Below are 17,574 nucleotides of genomic sequence, written 5' to 3' on the forward strand. Positions count from 1 at the left end.
TAATAGTTATGTTCATTCGAATTGGTAAGTGGTGTGGGGTTACATGTTTACAATTATTTGCGGCGCTTATTTGTATTCTATTTTTAGGGGCACTCCCGCGCTTATTTAAGGGGCTGCAAATTGATTTAATCGGTTTTTGGAACACAGTTGTGTTTCTTGGAGAGAAGTTACTTCAACCAGGTGAAATTACGTATGGGTTTCGGAATTCAAGAAAGTTGTTTCCACAAATATGGATTCATTATGTAGAGACAATGTTTGTATTTATTTCAGCATTTATACTATCTTTACTCATTGCGTATTTTATCGTTGTTTGGGTATTACAGCGCTCTCAATCAAAGCAACGTATGTGGAATGGGATTTTCGTCGGACTTGAAAGTATTCCGGACATTTTATTAATTTTATTATCTCAACTTTTAGTAGTAATAATCTTTCAAAAGACAGGTTTTATGCCAGTGAAATTTGCAGGACTTGGAGAGGAAAGGGCTCGCCTGTTACCAATAATATGCCTTTCTATACCTACAACTTTATTATTTATTAAGCTACTATTATTACGTTTCAGAGAAGAATTAGAGAAAGATTATAGTATATTTGCTAAGAGTAAAGGGCTAAGTTTAAGACATATTTTGACGCACCATATTTCAAGAAATGTCTTGTTAACAACAGTCTATTATGCAAAAACAAATATTTTATTTATGTTATCAAATTTATATATTATTGAATGGCTGTTTAATACGTACGGTATGTTTGTTTTTGTAAAAGAAAATTCAAAATTAGAAATATTTACAGTGAGTTTAGTTTTATTATACGTACCGCTTTTTATACTATTTCGTTTATTACATACGCTTTTACAAAATGTTATAAAGGAGCGTGTGTAGCATGTGGAAAGTTGTAAAAAGAGATGTGAGATTTTGGCTAGGTGTTACTTTGTTAAGTGTACTAATGATTGTTAGTATTGGAAATACGGTGTTTTTTGACGGAAATATTCGTGAACTAACGATGATGTATAACGAAAAAGGAGAATTAGAGGCTGCTCCGTTTTCACCGTCGAGTAAATTTTGGTTCGGAACTGATGAGAAAGGCCGCGACCTGTTCCAGTTAATAATAGAAGGAGCGAAATGGACAGTTGGTGCAAGTATCGTTATCGCAGTTTTACGTGTAGTAATTGGCGGAGCTATTGGTTTATTATTTGGTATGTACAGTAAACGCTCATTTCCAGTTATCTCATCTTTTTTTGATCCGTTTAGTATTGTACCAATGATTATGATTTCTTATTTTATGTTAAATGCAGTTTTAACGTTCGAAAGTGGAGAGGCGGCTGCTCCGTTTCATTTGCGAGTTGCGTTTCAAGTAGTGGTTCTTGCGTGCCTTGCTGTACCAACTGTTATGTTGTATGTAGCGCAAGAAGTAAAACGTATTAAGAATGAAGAATTTATGTTGGCGGCCACTGTGCTCGGCGGGAGTAAGTGGCAGAGGTTGAAACGCCATGTATGGCCGCATATGCTACCATCATTTCTTTTATTAGTAGCCCAGCAATTTGTAAGTACTTTATTACTCCTCTTGCATCTTGGTTTGTTAGAATTATTTTTTGGAGGAACAATAATTTTTGGTACAGAGGCAGATAGTGTAACAAAAGAATGGACTGGCCTAATTGGTCAAAATTTCCGTCACTTAACTACACATACATGGATTGTACTTATACCAATTGCTTTCTATAGTATGACGATCTTGTCAGGGAATCTGATTAGTAATAGTATGCAAGATGCGATTAAACTAGGTAATGTTAGAAGAGCGAATCGGAAGAAGGAAGAAATGCAAGTAGAGAAACAAATACAACCTACTGTGAATGATTTTTCTTTCTATAGAGAGGTACAAAAATAAAGAAAGATAGCTGAAGACAAATTGTTTTCAGCTATCTTTCTTTTATATTTTAAAGTGGCGGTAAATCAATCTTACCTTCTTCAAATAATTCTTTTATCATATGTTTCGTATAACCGGCTGCTTGACCAAATGTGATTTTTGCTGGCATTGGTGCTTCATTTACATCTACAACTACATCAATAATGCACGGTTTATTTTGTTTTACTGCATTTTCAAAGGCAGGAAGTAAGTCATCTAAATGTTCTACGCGGTATCCAATACCACCGCACGCCTCAGCATATTTTGCGAAATCAGGATTCGTTAAGTCTGTACCAAATTCAATATTTCCCATAACTTCTTGTTCAAATTTAATCATAGCAATTTTATTATTGTTTAATACAACGACAACGATTGGTAGTTTATATTTAACAGCTGTTACGAAGTCATTCATTGTCATTCCGAATCCGCCGTCACCACAAACTGCAAACACTTGTTTATCCGGGAAAGCAATTTGTCCAGCCAGTGCACCAGGTAAACCGCAGCCAAGTGTTGCAAGCCAACTAGAAATGATAAATTTCTGGTTTGTCATACGGAAGTGCCTTGCAGTCCATACTGTTACATTTCCGACATCGACTGAAAGAATTGCGTCATCTTCTGCTACTTTCTGCAGTGCATGCATAACTCGCTGTGGTTTAATTGGAGTCGAAGAATCTTCTTCTTGATTGTGTAATTTTTCTTCCCACTTTTTCATCATTTCTTGATGATGCTCTAAGAAGGAATGGTCCTCGTGTTTTTCTACATTTTCAATTAACCATTTTAATGTTTTATCAGCATCACCAGCTAAGCCGATATCTGTCGTATAACGTTTCCCGATTTGTGCGGGGTCTGTATCAATATGAAGTGTTTTTGCTTTTTCGGGTAAGAAACCAGTGAACGGATAAGAAGTGCCCACCATAATTAAAGTATCTGCATGTTTCATTGCTTCATAAGAAGGTTTCGTCCCGATTAATCCTAATCCACCGATACAAAGAGGGTGTTCATCAGGAACAATCCCTTTAGCTGGTAATGTAAGTACGATTGGAGCACCGATATGTTCTGCAAATGCAAGCAAAGACTCTCTCGCATGTTTAGCTCCTTTCCCGGCTAAAATAACAGGTTTTTTAGCTTCATTAAGTGCGAGTTTTGCTATAGCTAAATCTTCTTCTTGCGGAAATATTTCAGGTAATGTAAAGGAAGAGTTTGTAATACGTGCACCATTTTTCACTTCGAATTTCGGAACATCATCTGGAATTGTAAGAACTGATACACCTTTTTTTGTATATGCCATTCGAATAGCTTGATTCACTACAGCGGGTAACTGTTCAGCTGACATTATTCGTTGGTTATAAACGGCAACATCATCAAACATTCTTTCTAAGTTTACTTCTTGGAAAAAATCCGTTCCGAGTAAATCGGTTTCTACTTGTCCTGAAATTGCTAGTACGGGAGCTTGATCGAGTTTGGCATCGTATAAACCGTTTAATAAATGAATAGCCCCAGGTCCTGCAATAGCCATACAAACACCAAGTTTTCCTGTTAATTTTGCATAGGCTGCCGCTGCTAACGCGCCAGCTTCTTCATGGCGAACTTGAATAAATTTAATTTTATCTTGTTTTTTTCTTAAAGCTTCAATTATAGAATTGATGGAATCTCCTGGCATACCATATATGTGTTCTACACCCCAGTCAATTAAAAGATCCACTAATGCTTCACCGGCTGTTTTACCAAACATAATCGTTCCTCCTTATAATAGGTAGATACTATTATGTTTTGGAGAAAAAGGAAAAATATACAAGTAATATAACTTATTTGTTTTAGTGATGTCCAGTGAAAAGAGTGAAGACTGTTATTAGTAAAAATCCACTAATAGACCACGATAGAAACGGAAGGAAAGGTAGCTGTTTTTTTGCTTTCCAAAGCATTTCGTGAATTGTGACATAGCCAAGAGAACCAATTGCGCTTCCCATAATAAGTCCTTGTAAATGGAGAGCTTTCCCGTCCATCATAATGCCAAAAACAGTACCGGTCCCTAGGATAAGAGAAAGTAATAAAGTTGTTAATAAAAATGAAATGTATTTATGTTTTGTAAAGAGAAATGGAATAATTAAAGCTAACCCTTCTGGAATATGATGAATGACAATCGCAAGTAAGAAAGGAATGGCAGAGTCATTATGATTTATAAACGCTGTTCCTAACGCAAATCCACTCGGCATATTATGAATGAATATAGCGAAAGAAAGAAAAAGGAAGGTTTGCCATGCTTGTTGATCTTTCTTATGTATAATCGGATGATGGCAATAGTTATCTAATAAGCTCATAACTAAAATACCGATAGCTATACCGAGCATAGGCCCAATTATTTCATAGCTTGAAAATGTTTCAGGAATAATTTCAAGTGATAATAATCCAAGTAAAATCCCACCACATAATGCGTATAAGCGATGCATCTTTTCTTCAATTAGTTGGCGTGTTGCTACTCCAACAGCACCTCCTAATAGTAATCCACCGAACGAAAAAAACGTAACGATTATTGGAATCCATAGACGTTCCATATTATCACACTCCGATTCTATACCCTTAATTTCAGCTTACTAATGGGGGAGGGAGATTAGTCCAAATAATTATGTTTGATTATAGAGAAAAATCTATCAACTCGTTACACCATTTGGTTAAAAAGGTATCTAGATGAAAGAAATAATGAGGAGCCTTGTTTGTTTATTACGGAAAGAAGGCCAAAAAGACGTATGAGTATTGATAACCTAAGATTTATTATCAAACGTATATCGAATCGTGCCGGGATTAAAAAGAGTATTCATCCTCATCAATTACGTCACAGCTATGCTACACATATGATTAACAACGGTGCGTCACTTGAAGTAATACAAAGCTTACTTGGTCATGAGAAGAGTGAAACCACGAGAATATATGCTCAGCTGAGCGGAAAGCTGAGACGCGATTTTTATATTGAATATTTTTGAAAGCTACTGAAATTAATCTTTAATCAAAATCGAGGCGTGCATATATAAAGACGTATCTTTTTGAATTGGGCCACTTAATGGAATATGCAGGAATTTCTTGAAAAGGTTTCGAAGTAGTTATTATACTGAAGTTATTCAAAGGAGCAGGAAAATGCAAGAAAATATATCAATTCTTTTAAGTAATGTAAAATTTAAATAGTTGAGAAAGAGAAAGAAATATCAAAAATACAGAGGTGGCTTGCTTGCTAAGAGAAGAATTAAAGAAACGTGCAATATCGATGGTCAAAATTCCTAGTCATTTTCAACCTCTCATAGAGGAGTATGTTGAGCGAGAGAATGGAGAAGGGGAGGCTATTTTTTCATGGACAAACGAAGAACAAGATGAGGGTATTACTGTTAACTTAGATTTATCTGGTAATTTGACTGGTTTAACAATTGATAATAACGATAAAAATTCAGATGTGATTCCTTTAAATATAGAGGAAAAAAGAGAATGTGCCGAACAATTCTTACTTAGCAATTATCCTGAAGCATTAAAAGATTTAACATACTATAAAACAAAAAAAATTACTTGTGCAGACCGTTTTTACTATGAACAAATCGTTATGGATTTACCGTTAGAACATGCTGGTTGTTATATTGATATAGACCTCGCGGGGAATATTGTTAATTTTATATATAAAGGTGTGAAAGGGATTCTTGTTATTCCAAAAATGTTGATTTCAAAAGAAAAACTGGTTGAACACGTACAAAATAGACTTGATTTTCAACTGACAATTGCAAAGTTGTCTACTGCTACTCATGATGTAGCAGTAGATGGACTCCGTCTTGTGTACGAACCTGAGCAATTTTTTATGAAATATAAAGCTGACGTTTTGAAACCAACGTTAACGATTATACATGACGAAGACGCTCCGCAAACATATGTCTTGCTTACTCCTCCTTCGAGTACGACCGTACGAAAAGATTTATCTATTGAAGATATCATTGGTATTACCGAGAGGATGGAAGTCATTCGTGAAGTAGATATGGGAGAAGAAACGGGCATAGTGTGGCGTAATCGGGACTGGGAGATGAAGGAAGGGGATTTATCTATAAATGACTTTTTCAAAAGACAGTCAGAAGATACAGTTAAAGCCTTCATTTCAAAGAAAACTGGTAAAATCAGAAGCTTTATGTGGTTTAATGAACGAAGTGGCGATCTTAGACTTAGTCGTGAGGCGTGTTATCAAAAAGCCATTGCGTTTTTACAAATGATTGTTCCAGATTATTATCGGTATTTACAACTGATTGTTCGAGAAAACGAGGAAGAAGAGGATGATTCTTCAATGAAAGAATCATTTACATTCCATATGCATAACGGTCATGGTATACCAATTCAACTTGAATTAGTTATGGTTGTTGTTAATCGTCAAACAGGACAGGTTGATCATTATAGTGGACCGCGTTTTGATATGGAACAATTGAGCCAAATCCCTGTTGAACCGGTTATTTCTAAAAAAGAAGCAAGTGAAATATTTATCAATCATTTGGATTTTGAATTAGCTTGGAACAAAAATTATGATAGTGAAACAGAATCCTATATCCTTGTTTATCGAGCGTGTGATCGTCATTCCAGGACCTCCATCCAGTACATTGATGCCATGACTGGAGCAGTTATTTCCAATATAGATAAATAACATGTGATGACGTCAAATTGCACAGGTTCAAAGGGACAAAATTAACTAACCAAACAACTATGTTTTCTTATTAAACTAAATCTATAGTTAATTAAGAATTAAGTGATTTTAAGATAGTTATTCCATTAAAGGGCGCGATTGTTGAACAATACAGACAGAAAATGATCAAACTTTTTTATAAAAGCTAAATAATTAATCTCAAAAGTTGAATCCATTTTGATCAATCTTGAACAGCTCCCACCCCAAGGAATGGGTAGGAAATGGACAAATTAGTAGGGGGAGATAAATGGCGGTTAGGAAAAAGCCTAAAGGGTCTTCTTGTTGAAGAATTAGTATAAGGTATCGTAATCAGTTCGTTCTTATAGAAAGAAAATGCTGCGGCTCCGAAGCGTTCTTACATCTACGGAATTGTTCCATTGTAAAAGTTTTATCAGCAATGGAAAGGGAAAAATATAGAAAAGATAAAAACTAACACGGTAGCCGAAACTACCGTGTTAGTTTTTATCTTATTATTTGTTCCGTAATAAACGCATACTGTTCAGGATTACAATAAGTGCAGCGCCAGTATCACTTAGGACAGCCATCCAAAGAGTAAGCCAACCTGGGAAGATAAAGGCAAGGGCGATAAATTTAATAATCAATGAGAACCAAATATTTTGTTTTATGATGTGCAATGCTTTCCGACTTAGTTTCATTGTATAAGGAAGTTTTTCAAGATTATCTGCCATTAATACAATATCTGCCGTTTCCATTGCGGTATCAGTTCCTGCACCGCCCATTGCAATACCAAGGTTTGCGGTAGCGAGGGCAGGGGCATCATTAATACCATCCCCAATCATGGCTACTGTTTTCCCTTCAGATTGAAGTTGTTTTACAGAATGAACTTTATCTTCTGGAAGCAAATTAGCAAAATAACGATCTACTTTTGCTTTCAGTGCAATATGTTCAGCTGTTCCTTCATTGTCTCCTGTTAACATAACAGTTTCTTGAATACCTGATCGTTTTAATTCTTGAATTGTTCCATAAGTAGTAGAACGGATGGAGTCTGCTACTGAAATCATCCCTAAAATAACTTTGTCTGTTCCAACAAGTATCACGGTTTGACCAATTCTTTGCATTTCCTGAATTGGTTCGTTCCACATTTGAAGTGAAACTCCAAACTCTTCGTATAATGCTTTATTTCCAGCGTAGTATGTTTCGCCATTTATCGTTACTTGCGCACCTTTTCCTACAATGGCGCGAAAGTCGGTTCCACTTTGAATAGAGGTCTGGTGTTCTTTCGCATATGCTGTAATGGCTTTTGCAATTGGATGATTAGAATATTCTTCAATCGTTGCTGCAATTGATAATAACTCATCTTCAGTACAATCTGAGCTTCGTACATGCATTACTTTTGGTTTTCCTTCAGTCAATGTACCTGTTTTATCAAATGCAATAGCATTTAATGAACCTGCGATTTCTAGAGCAGTACCACCTTTAATGAGTACACCGTTTCTTGCTGCATTTCCAATTGCAGATACAATAGCAACAGGAGTTGAGATAACTAAAGCACAAGGACACGCAACAACAAGAAGTTCTAATCCTTTATAAAACCATTCCATCCATTCGCCCATACCAAGAAGGGGAGGGATAATCATGACACCAATTGCTAATACAAAAACGATAGGTGTATAGATTTTTGCAAAACGATCAACAAATGCTTCTGTCGGTGCTTTATTTTCCTGTGCTTCCTCTACAAGGTGAATAATTCGAGATAACGTAGTATCCTCAACAAGTTTAGTGACTGTAATCTCAAGAGAACCTTCATCATTAATCGTTCCTGCATATACGGAATCACCAATTTGTTTATCAATTGGGATAGATTCACCAGTTATCGGCGCTTGGTTTACAGTAGAAGTGCCTCCTATAACTGTGCCGTCTAATGGGATTTTTTCACCTGGCTTTACAACAATCGTTGTATTTACTGCAATATCATCAATGGATTTTTTTATAAGTTCAGTTCCAATTTTTATCCAAGCTTCTGATGGTGCTAAATCAATTAATCCACGAATAGATTCTCGTGTACGTTCAATTGATTTATTTTGTAGCGTTGCCCCTAATGCAAATAACCAAACAACTGTTGCGCCTTCTAGCCATTGACCAATTAATGCAGCACCAATAGCGGCTGATATCATGAGAACGTTCATATCGAGCGATTTACTTCTAATTGCATAAAAGGCACTTTTAGCAGGTTTATAACCACTAATACCAATGCTCATAGCATAGAGAAGTGTAATAAGAAGAGGGGATATGATTGTAAAACTTCCTCCAAATCCTAAAGCTAAAAATAAACCTGAGAGAATCAAAGTTGTATTTTTTGATTTTGAAATAGGTGTTGCCCCTCTACGAGCGCCAGCTAGAGACGCTTCAAATCCTGCGTTAGACACTTCTTTTATAATGTCATCCACATTCCGGTCATGACGAATATGCATTTTTCCAGTAGCGAAGTTTACTCGAACTTCTTCCACGCCAGAAACATTGTGTAGATGCTTTTCGATTGTTAAAGCACATGCCCCACAATCCATACCTTCTACAAGATAAGTTTGTACGCCATCTCCTGATATTTTTTGAGTATTAAGAAGAGGTGATGGGTCACTACAGCAAGAAGATTTTGATGTCACTGGTTCTTTGGGTAGGTCTAATTCAGATGAACAACAGGTTTCAGTTTTAATAGAATTGTTGTTACTACTACAGCAAGAGATTTCCTTAGTAATAGGGATAATTGGAATCTCTTTTTTTGAAGAGCAACACGATGAAGTTTCCGTTGCTAATTCTTCTTTTGTGGGTGCTATGGAAGAATCTTGACAGCAATTCGTTTGTTTTTCGCTCTCCTTTTTATCTGTCATGTCAGTTCTCTCCTTTTTGAGATAAACAACCATCGTTTTTATCACATGATGCTACTTCATTTTGTACCTCATGAAAGACAACATCGAACATTGTAAGTAACTGTTCAATTTGTGTACTGCGTAAGGAATAGTAGATATATTTTCCTTCTTGTCTACCTAGGATGATGCCGCATCCCTTTAAACAGTTCAAATGTTGTGAGATATTTGATTGATTTCCTTTAGTGATTTCTACAATTTCGGATACCGTTTTTTCACCATCTAACATACATTGAAGAATCTGAAGTCTTGTTTTATCAGCAAAGCCTCGAATAAATTTGGCTTTAATATCTAAGTCATTTGAGTTGCACAATCGTATTCACTCCAATCGTATTAGTCATTACTAATATGTTTATTCTTCATTCATATTAGCATTGGCTAATATGTGTGTCAAAGTGTTTTCGAAAAGTCTGATAAAAATTACTGCGCTTTACTTTTTACTGTGAGAAGGAATGTAAATAATGAACAAAAAATAATATAGTTAGTGGAAGCGGAGGGTATGGTATAGTGTTTGGTGCACGCATTAAGAAATCTAAGGAAACAGGGGAGAGAAATTCTTTGTTTAATTTTCAGGGTATTTCAAATGTTAACGTTGACTGGGATTTATTTCTCATGCTAACATATAGATAATTTAATCAAGGCGGTGGAAATGTATTGGACTCAGATGTTGACTCGGATAGGTGGCTAAATGACCTCGATTTTCTCAGAGTACCCCTCATCATTTTGAGAATGTAGATTGTATACAATCTCATGTTAATGTGTATGAAATTATAGGTATGGAAAGAGAAAATATATCAGGAGGTGAATCCTTTAGTTTCAAGAAAGCTAAGGGAATTAGTTGGACATATTTAATTTAATCATGGTAGCGGTTTTAATCGCATGTACTGCATTTTTCGTGGCAATTGAGTTTGCTATTGTAAAAGTAAGAGGTTCAAAGATTGATCAATTTGTATTAGAAGGAAAGAAGGGTGCGCTGGCAGCTAAGAAAGTGACATCAAACTTGGATGAATATTTGTCAGCTTGTCAATTAGGGATTACAGTTACAGCAATGGGACTTGGAGCACTAGGTGAACCAACGATTGAGAGACTTTTACATCCTTTATTTGATAAGTGGAACATCAATCCTTCCATTGCAGGTGTATTATCTTTAGGAATTGCTTTTACTATAATGACGTACTTACATGTTGTAGTTGGTGAATTAGCACCAAAAACATTCGCGATTCAAAAGGCTGAGAAGGTTACTTTATTACTTTCGGCTCCGCTTATCTGGTTCTACAAAATCATGTATCCGTTTATTCGCTTGTTAAATGGCTCTGCAAGGATGATAACCGGAATGTTCGGCTTAAAACCTGCATCAGAGCATGATGTAGCACATACAGAAGAAGAATTACGATTGATTCTTTCTGAAAGTTATGAACGTGGAGAAATTAATCAAGCTGAATACAAATATGTAAATAATATTTTTGAATTTGATAATCGTATTGCGAAAGAAATCATGGTCCCTCGTACAGAAATTATAGGGCTACATGTAGATAATTCTTTAGCAGACCATATGAAAATAATCCGTGATGAAAAGTACACACGTTACCCAGTATTTGGGGAAGATAAAGATGAAATCATTGGTATGGTGAATGTGAAAGATTTCTTTATCCGTTATATGAATAAGGAAGCAAAAGAATTCAGTTCTATTCAATCGTATACGCGTCCAGTAATTGAAGTAATTGAGACCATACCAATACATAATCTTTTACTACAAATGCAAAAGAAACGTATTCCGTTGGCTGTCTTATATGATGAATACGGCGGTACGGCTGGTATTGTAACCATTGAGGATATACTGGAAGAGATTGTAGGAGAAATACGTGATGAATACGATGAAGATGAGCGTCCGCCCATTCAGCAAATGAATGAAGGACATGTTGTCGTAGAAGGTAAGGTATTAATTAGCGAATTAAATGATTTACTAGGATTACATATGAATGATAGTGATGTTGACACGATTGGTGGTTGGATTCTGATGCAGAATTATGATATCCAAGAAGGGCAAACAGTAAATAGCGAAGGATATGCATTTAAAATTCTTTCTAAAGACCCTCACCAAATCAAACGTGTTGAAATACAAAAAGAAATGTTGGAAGCAGCAACTGTATAGTTGCTGCTTTTATTCAGCTGATAACATGGTAGCCTTCCTCATTAAATTCATTGATTAATCAACTTTTTATCTGTTAACACATTACCGAAATAGGGAATGATTGTTTCCTTTGCATTCACGGTTCAGCACTCCTTCGATATTGTAAAATGTATCTCATTTATACAAATTGTAATATAATTTAAAGGCAAGTTCGTAGCGTAAAATAGATTAAAGGTAACAAATATCGAGAAAGGATTACCTGTCAAAATTATCATTAGTATTTGTATTTCACTAGATAATAAAAAATGTAGAATGATTTCATTTCTGACATTGTTATTTACTAGTAATCAAAATAAAGAATAAAGAAATTTCTCGGCTGGGAATTTTTACACAGTCATAAAATGGAGGCAATAGTTATGCAGCAAATTAAAAAAATAGGAAACGCATTTTGGTATATGACACCCGTTTCCGAGACTGATAGACCTATCTTAGGAATCGTAGTTGGAAAAGAAAAGACTTTGATGATAGATGCAGGTAATTCAGAAGCACATACACAATTGTTTTTAGAAATGCTAAAAGAGCAAAATATCTCAAATCCTGATTTTGTAGCATTAACGCATTGGCACTGGGATCATATTTTTGGATTGCCTGTATTACAAAATGCATTGTCTATCGCACATTTTGAAACAAAAAAAGAGATGAACACACTTGTTTCTTATGAGTGGTCGGATGAGGCATTGGACGCACGAGTGAAAGAAGGTACAGAAATTGAATTTTGTGCGGACTGTATAAAAAAAGAGTTCAGTGAAAAACCAAGAAATATTCAAATTCTTCCGCCGCCCTTAACCTTTCAGAAACAACTTGAATTAGACCTTGGTGATGTGACATGTGTGTTAGAGCATGTGGGCGGAGACCATTCTCATGACTCTGTTGTTATTTATATTAAAGAAGAAAAGATTTTGTTTTTAGGAGACTGTATATATGCAGATATCTTTTCTGAAAAGCGGAACTATACAACGAAACGAACGTTTAAACTGATACAAGAATTAGAGAAATTTGATGCTGAGACATATATTCTTTCTCATGGGACAGCTATAAATCGGGATGAGTTTTCACAAGAAATTCATTTGCTAAAAACAGTAGGAACTTATACGGAAACTCATAAAGGCGATGAAGAGAAGATAAAAGCAGCATATAAACAAGAACTAGATAGAGAATTAAATGAAGATGAGCTAGAAACAATAACGTACTTTGTAAATGGTTATGAAATGGTTAATCTGTAAAACCTAACTCAAATCGGATTGAAGCTTATTCTGATTTGAATATAGTTAAACTGCACAAAAAGAGTATTGAAATTTAATTCAATACTCTTTTTAAAAATTAAATATTAAGTTCCAACCAATTTCTAAATTTTTTGGCTGGCTCATCACCTGGGTTTATACGGCTTTCAACACTGGTTGTGATTAGCAGCTTTTTTAGCTAATTCAGTAATATATTCAAAGAATGCATCACGTTTCACATCATAAACGACATTTACTGGTCTTCCGTTAGCAGTTTCCACTGTACGTCCTTGGCTGGGTCCGTATGTATGAACGATACTAGTAATCATTTGTGTTTTTACGAGATCAGTGTTTCCAACAAATGCAGTAGTTAATACATCCCACAAATAGTAGGTAGAGTTAGTTGAAAAGTGAACGAGAGGAGGGACCATTGCATAGCATTGACCAAGGAAGTCAACACCAATATACTTTCGCTCTTTTGCCCAACGTTCACGTACGTCTACAGTTAGTGGAACCTGATTAGTACTTTCTAGAGTTACTAAATCAATTACTATATTAGCATCCCAAACACGAGATACTGCTTCGGGATCCCAAAATGAATTCCATTCGGCTGTTCCATCGTGTTCAGGTTCATGAACATTTCCTGCAGTACGAAATGTGCCGCCCATCCAAACGAGACGTTCAATTTTTTCTTCGATTACAGGTACTTCATATAATGCACGGGCAAGGTCAGTCAGGGGCCCTGTAAATAATAAAGTTGTTTTTCCATCAGTTTGTAGAAGAGTCTCTATTATATGATGATGTGCAGGTTTAGCTGCTACGGGTGTTACAACTTTCCCAGACTCATTTAAAATTGGTAAAGCATCTACATAAAATGCATGCATCCGCCAGTCTTTTGGAAATGGATTTTTCCCACGAGAGTTTGACGCTGCTACTTCAATATTACCTTTTCCAAAGCGATCGATAATTTTACGACTTGCAGATATTGCTGGTTCTAAATAGCAATCTGCTGGGATAATAGAAACACCTGTGAGGTCAATATTGTCCATCTGAAGTAATAGGAACAATGAAATTAAATCATCTACACCACCATCATGATTGAAGTACACTTTTTTCATCATTGTAATCTCCATCCTATATTAATTAAATATGAATTGAGGAAAAATCATCGATAATTTCTACCACTTCAATTTTTCCATTAATTAATAGCTCAGGAAGTTCATTTCTAACGTTTCCTTTCCAATACTCTTTAGCCTGTTCAATTTTTTGAGCGAAAGGAATACCATCTTCTTTCGGTAAAAGATTTCCGTCACCTTCAAAAGAACTACCGATCACTCGTAGTTTAACAATCTGCAAAACTTTTCGATTGTAAGAATCAAATAGCGCTTTCCATTTCAAAGCATCTTCATAGCTTTTGGAAGCATATAAGCAAGACAACCTTGAAGGATATTCAGGAAATTCTTGCAGTCTAACCATTTCTACAATCGTTTCTCTAACCGCTCTAATTGTTTGATCTATATAATTCATAACTACTTTAGCATTTTCATTATGTATATGTAATTCCTCATTGAGATAATGACTTTTTAAAATTTGAATGGAGTCTTCATCATGAGAATTTAATTGTTCTCTTTCAAAAAAGAAGTGATAGAGGGTATTAGTTTGATTTTTGTCAAAATGAATGATTTGTCCGATACTCATTGTTTTCCTTGTAACGATGTGATATGCGTAAAATTCTGCTTTATTCATGGTTATCCTCCTAGTAGTAATTATCATATAATTCAATATTAAATTTAATAATTCAACATTAAAATATATAAAACCTTTATAAGTGAAAAGTTATAAAGTGGGAGGATTGGAGTGAAGCCTGAAAGAAATGCACGTAAACGCTTTAAAAACGTTCACAAAATGTTCACTTACGAAGGGGTTTCCAATATCGATATAATGGCAAAGACTTAAACAGAAAGGATGATAGAAATTGCCAACAACAAGAAAGGAAAACCTCCAATTCGGTATGATGATGTGCCTAGGGATGGTTATCGTTATGACGTTTTACAATTTATTAATGAATGGAGCAGGAGGGCCAATTCATATCAAGGAGATCGCATTAGAACTAATAATTGGATTTATTATTGCGCTATTAATTGAAATATGTATCGTAGGACCGTGTGCGAAAAAGATTGTATTTGCATTACCACTTGATAAATCCAAAAAAATAAACATGATTATTGCGATGGCAACAACAATGGTAATCGGAATGGTATTCTTCATGTCATTTTATGGAATGGCTATGATGTATTTACATAATGGGTTACATGGTGACTCATTCATTTCAATTTATTTCTCGGTCTTTATTAAAAATTTTATTATGGCGTACCCACTGCAATTAATAATAATGGGACCTCTTGTACGTTTCTTATTTGGAAAGTTTGTTTTGAAGAATAAAGCTGTTAATGTAGCGTAGTTAAAAATGTTTTATTTGATTATGAAAATTAAACAATAATATGAATTCAATGTATCGAAAGAATTTGAAATGCATGTTAACAAATGAATTATTGAAGTCATGTGAAAGTGATTTAGTTAGGATAATAAACCTCTTAGTGTATGTTGTTAAAAAGCTGTACCTTTTTTGTATAAGGGTACAGCTTTTGTTGTAATACTTGTTTGGAATTTATATAGAAACATGTAGCTAATCAGCTATTGTTTAAAAATCAAGAATTTGCAGAGTTAAATCGTAGTCTTTGGGAAGAAAATCATTTAAATAATACAGGGAAGATGAGTAAAGTTATTTTTGAAACGAAATCAATTGTATCGCTTATTGAGCGCATTAATGATTTGGAACAAGATACATGTGTCATTGTTGGAGCGCATGACTATAATACTGGTGTGGAAATGAGTAAAAGGATAACGAGTCATTTGAAAAATAGTAAACTTGTTATATTTGAAAATAGTGCACATTTTCCAGAAATCGAAGAAACAGATAATGTATGTGAAGCGATTATAGAGTTTTTAGAAATATAGTATAAAAACATGGAGAGGATTAATTATAGGGATATTGAATTATATAAGTTGTGGATTATTTATAATTGGGGAGGATGCAATATGATTGAATACAGAAAAGCAAGAGTAGAAGATATACAAGGGATTATTAAAGTGTGTTCAGACGGTTATAGAAATACATACCCAGGTTTGTTGCCCTGGCAATACATAGAAAGTACGATCAAGGAGTTTTACAATGAAGAAAGAGTGAGAAGGGAAATGTTAAATATTAGCCAAGAGTGGAATGGCTGGTTTGTTGCAAGTAATAATGGAGAAATACTCGGAGCTGGTGGAGGTGGGTTCACTGGCAAAGAAACAGCAGAGTTATTTGTAATATATTTAAATCCAAATAGAAAAAGAGAAGGCATTGGTACAGAATTACTTTCTATAATTACAAATGATCAAATTGAACGTGGTGCAAAAGAACAATGGGTTTCAGTTGCAAAAGATAATGCTATGGGGATTCCATTTTATGAAGCAGTTGGATTTAAATACCAAGATGAAAGACCAGCTTATGGACTACCTGTAGGTGAAGGTTTCACATCTATTCGATACAAACGTGAGTTAGCAATTAGCTTAGTTGAAAGATAAGTAAAAAAGACCTCGTCCGAATTATATTTAGGTTATAGTTGTTGAAGTCAATAAAAGTAAAGGCAAGGACCTATTTGATATGTATAATATGTTTTTGCCTTTATATTATAGTTAGTTTTGAAAAAAGTTTGATAAAAAGTTCTATTTTGTAGGGTAATTACCTATTCATAAAATAACACTAATTTTTTGTACACTGTTGCTATAAATTCTCGCGAGAGCTGGAAAATAGATTCGCGAATCAGCCGGGTTTCCAACCTGATGTGGTGATGAGGTGCGAAGCTATTATGAGTGCAGTGACATAACTAGGAGGTTTCCACTATGACAACTTTATTTAAAGCTATGGAGTTCCAGCTGAAAACTGAACGACTGGATTTGAGTATGTGGGAGGAATCTGATTCAGCCTGGATGAGAGCATTAATTGGCGAACGTGGTGTGGATATGCCAACCCTTGACGCCGTTCGTAGCAAGCTTATCGAGATGCGTAAGAAAGCAAGTGAAAATGGTATTTCCCTTCTCACTATTCGCCGACGAGACGAAGGTGATTTCATCGGATACTGTGGCTTGATTATCGGTCGTTCCACACTGGAAGAGCCGGAGATCGCATACGAGTTGTTCCGCAGTGCTCATCGTAAAGGCTATGCGACTGAGGCAGCATCCGTTGTGCTGGACGCTGCGATTGCTACCGGGCGCCGCAGACTTTGGTCGACTGTAGGCGCTTGGAATGTTGCGTCTTTCCGGGTGTTAGAAAAGATAGGATTTGAGAGGCATCACAGTACGTGGGACGAGCGTGGTGAGATTGTTTGGAACGTACGCGACCTTTAGAAATCCCGGACCTAACTCGAAACTATTGAAAAGGAGAACAGCCCATTAGTTTTGGGGGAAATCCAGATAAAGATAAAATGACTGATTTATAACCCAAATAGTGACAAACTATAACTGAAGCATGTCCTCCTTCCGAATTCAGTAAAAGGTAAGCCTTTCTATTAACAATGGGTATTTCGTGAACTCTCATTAAAACACTCTTCCGTCCTTTGTTTATCTTTAAGGCTACTTCTAATCAAA

Annotated in this window: 14 protein-coding genes and 2 pseudogenes; 10 read left to right on the forward strand and 6 right to left on the reverse strand. The window is 35.4% G+C overall.

All coding sequences use genetic code 11. The annotated features are described in order from the left end of the window. The first annotated feature begins 8 nt into the window (after positions 1-8). Together MHI07_RS11095 and MHI07_RS11100 are read left to right on the forward strand one after the other, a co-directional pair. Positions 9-875 carry an ABC transporter permease subunit gene (locus MHI07_RS11095; protein ID WP_340823690.1) on the forward strand — a complete coding sequence of 289 codons (867 nt, stop codon included), beginning with the start codon at positions 9-11 and terminating at the stop codon, positions 873-875. Position 876: 1 nt separating this feature from the next. Next, the gene (locus MHI07_RS11100; protein ID WP_131231888.1) at positions 877-1,878 is read left to right on the forward strand and encodes an ABC transporter permease; all 1,002 of its coding nucleotides are present in this window, start codon (positions 877-879) and stop codon (positions 1,876-1,878) included. Positions 1,879-1,927: 49 nt separating this feature from the next. Here the strand turns inward: MHI07_RS11100 and MHI07_RS11105 are convergent, their stop codons facing one another. Beyond that, entirely contained in the window at positions 1,928-3,628 is a 1,701-nt protein-coding gene (locus MHI07_RS11105; protein ID WP_002109846.1) for a pyruvate oxidase, read from the reverse strand. An 82-nt stretch (positions 3,629-3,710) separates the two neighbouring features. Continuing rightward, entirely contained in the window at positions 3,711-4,448 is a 738-nt protein-coding gene (locus MHI07_RS11110; protein WP_002031888.1) for a ZIP family metal transporter, read from the reverse strand. Positions 4,449-4,547: 99 nt separating this feature from the next. Here MHI07_RS11110 and MHI07_RS11115 point away from each other — a divergent pair. After that, positions 4,548-4,874: pseudogene (locus tag MHI07_RS11115) on the forward strand (tyrosine-type recombinase/integrase); the annotation flags it as partial. Positions 4,875-5,116: 242 nt separating this feature from the next. Further along, positions 5,117-6,553, forward strand: a complete 1,437-nt coding sequence (locus MHI07_RS11120) for a YcdB/YcdC domain-containing protein (RefSeq protein ID WP_340826895.1) — start codon at positions 5,117-5,119, stop codon at positions 6,551-6,553. Between the two features lie 509 nt (positions 6,554-7,062). On the opposite strand, the gene MHI07_RS11125 is transcribed toward MHI07_RS11120, so the two are convergent. Next, complete coding sequence (locus MHI07_RS11125; RefSeq protein WP_340823695.1) at positions 7,063-9,438, reverse strand: heavy metal translocating P-type ATPase; 2,376 nt, start codon at positions 9,436-9,438, stop codon at positions 7,063-7,065. A 1-nt stretch (position 9,439) separates the two neighbouring features. Then, positions 9,440-9,787, reverse strand: coding sequence for an ArsR/SmtB family transcription factor (locus MHI07_RS11130; protein WP_340823697.1), 348 nt, complete (start codon positions 9,785-9,787; stop codon positions 9,440-9,442). A 525-nt stretch (positions 9,788-10,312) separates the two neighbouring features. Here MHI07_RS11130 and MHI07_RS11135 point away from each other — a divergent pair. Further along, on the forward strand, positions 10,313-11,626 hold the full coding sequence (locus MHI07_RS11135; RefSeq protein ID WP_016104808.1) for a hemolysin family protein: 1,314 nt from the start codon (positions 10,313-10,315) through the stop codon (positions 11,624-11,626). A 380-nt stretch (positions 11,627-12,006) separates the two neighbouring features. Continuing rightward, complete coding sequence (locus tag MHI07_RS11140; protein WP_340823699.1) at positions 12,007-12,888, forward strand: MBL fold metallo-hydrolase; 882 nt, start codon at positions 12,007-12,009, stop codon at positions 12,886-12,888. Between the two features lie 164 nt (positions 12,889-13,052). Here MHI07_RS11140 and MHI07_RS11145 read toward each other — a convergent pair whose 3' ends face one another. Together MHI07_RS11145 and MHI07_RS11150 are read right to left on the reverse strand one after the other, a co-directional pair. Then, positions 13,053-14,018: a nucleoside hydrolase gene (locus tag MHI07_RS11145; RefSeq protein WP_195743333.1), complete on the reverse strand. Its 966-nt coding sequence runs from the start codon at positions 14,016-14,018 to the stop codon at positions 13,053-13,055. A gap of 10 nt (positions 14,019-14,028) precedes the next feature. Continuing rightward, positions 14,029-14,631 carry a DUF2441 domain-containing protein gene (locus tag MHI07_RS11150; protein WP_340823703.1) on the reverse strand — a complete coding sequence of 201 codons (603 nt, stop codon included), beginning with the start codon at positions 14,629-14,631 and terminating at the stop codon, positions 14,029-14,031. Between the two features lie 229 nt (positions 14,632-14,860). Between MHI07_RS11150 and MHI07_RS11155 the strand changes: the two genes are divergently transcribed. The 4 genes and pseudogenes from MHI07_RS11155 (at position 14,861) to MHI07_RS11170 (ending at position 17,334) form a co-directional block, all read left to right on the forward strand. Then, positions 14,861-15,346: a DUF2798 domain-containing protein gene (locus tag MHI07_RS11155; RefSeq protein WP_335471011.1), complete on the forward strand. Its 486-nt coding sequence runs from the start codon at positions 14,861-14,863 to the stop codon at positions 15,344-15,346. A 227-nt stretch (positions 15,347-15,573) separates the two neighbouring features. Beyond that, a pseudogene (locus tag MHI07_RS11160) lies at positions 15,574-15,903 on the forward strand (alpha/beta fold hydrolase); the annotation flags it as partial. Between the two features lie 81 nt (positions 15,904-15,984). Further along, a complete protein-coding gene (locus MHI07_RS11165; RefSeq protein ID WP_340823708.1) occupies positions 15,985-16,512 on the forward strand; it encodes a GNAT family N-acetyltransferase in 528 nt (175 codons plus the stop codon). A 318-nt stretch (positions 16,513-16,830) separates the two neighbouring features. Beyond that, positions 16,831-17,334, forward strand: coding sequence for a GNAT family N-acetyltransferase (locus MHI07_RS11170; RefSeq protein WP_340823710.1), 504 nt, complete (start codon positions 16,831-16,833; stop codon positions 17,332-17,334). Positions 17,335-17,574 lie beyond the last annotated feature (240 nt).

The organism is Bacillus sp. FSL H8-0545, assembly GCF_038006105.1.
GTDB classification, from domain to species: domain Bacteria; phylum Bacillota; class Bacilli; order Bacillales; family Bacillaceae_G; genus Bacillus_A; species Bacillus_A cereus_U.

Excerpts from the sequence above, each read along its gene's own strand:
- MHI07_RS11095 (WP_340823690.1), top strand. The coding sequence starts at position 9 with ATGTTCATTCGAATTGGTAAGTGGTGTGGGGTTACATGTTTACAATTA.
- MHI07_RS11100 (WP_131231888.1), top strand. The coding sequence starts at position 877 with ATGTGGAAAGTTGTAAAAAGAGATGTGAGATTTTGGCTAGGTGTTACT.
- MHI07_RS11105 (WP_002109846.1), bottom strand. The coding sequence starts at position 3,628 with ATGTTTGGTAAAACAGCCGGTGAAGCATTAGTGGATCTTTTAATTGAC.
- MHI07_RS11110 (WP_002031888.1), bottom strand. The coding sequence starts at position 4,448 with ATGGAACGTCTATGGATTCCAATAATCGTTACGTTTTTTTCGTTCGGT.
- MHI07_RS11125 (WP_340823695.1), bottom strand. The coding sequence starts at position 9,438 with ATGACAGATAAAAAGGAGAGCGAAAAACAAACGAATTGCTGTCAAGAT.
- MHI07_RS11140 (WP_340823699.1), top strand. The coding sequence starts at position 12,007 with ATGGAGGCAATAGTTATGCAGCAAATTAAAAAAATAGGAAACGCATTT.
- MHI07_RS11145 (WP_195743333.1), bottom strand. The coding sequence starts at position 14,018 with ATGGAGATTACAATGATGAAAAAAGTGTACTTCAATCATGATGGTGGT.
- MHI07_RS11150 (WP_340823703.1), bottom strand. The coding sequence starts at position 14,631 with ATGAATAAAGCAGAATTTTACGCATATCACATCGTTACAAGGAAAACA.
- MHI07_RS11165 (WP_340823708.1), top strand. The coding sequence starts at position 15,985 with ATGATTGAATACAGAAAAGCAAGAGTAGAAGATATACAAGGGATTATT.
- MHI07_RS11170 (WP_340823710.1), top strand. The coding sequence starts at position 16,831 with ATGACAACTTTATTTAAAGCTATGGAGTTCCAGCTGAAAACTGAACGA.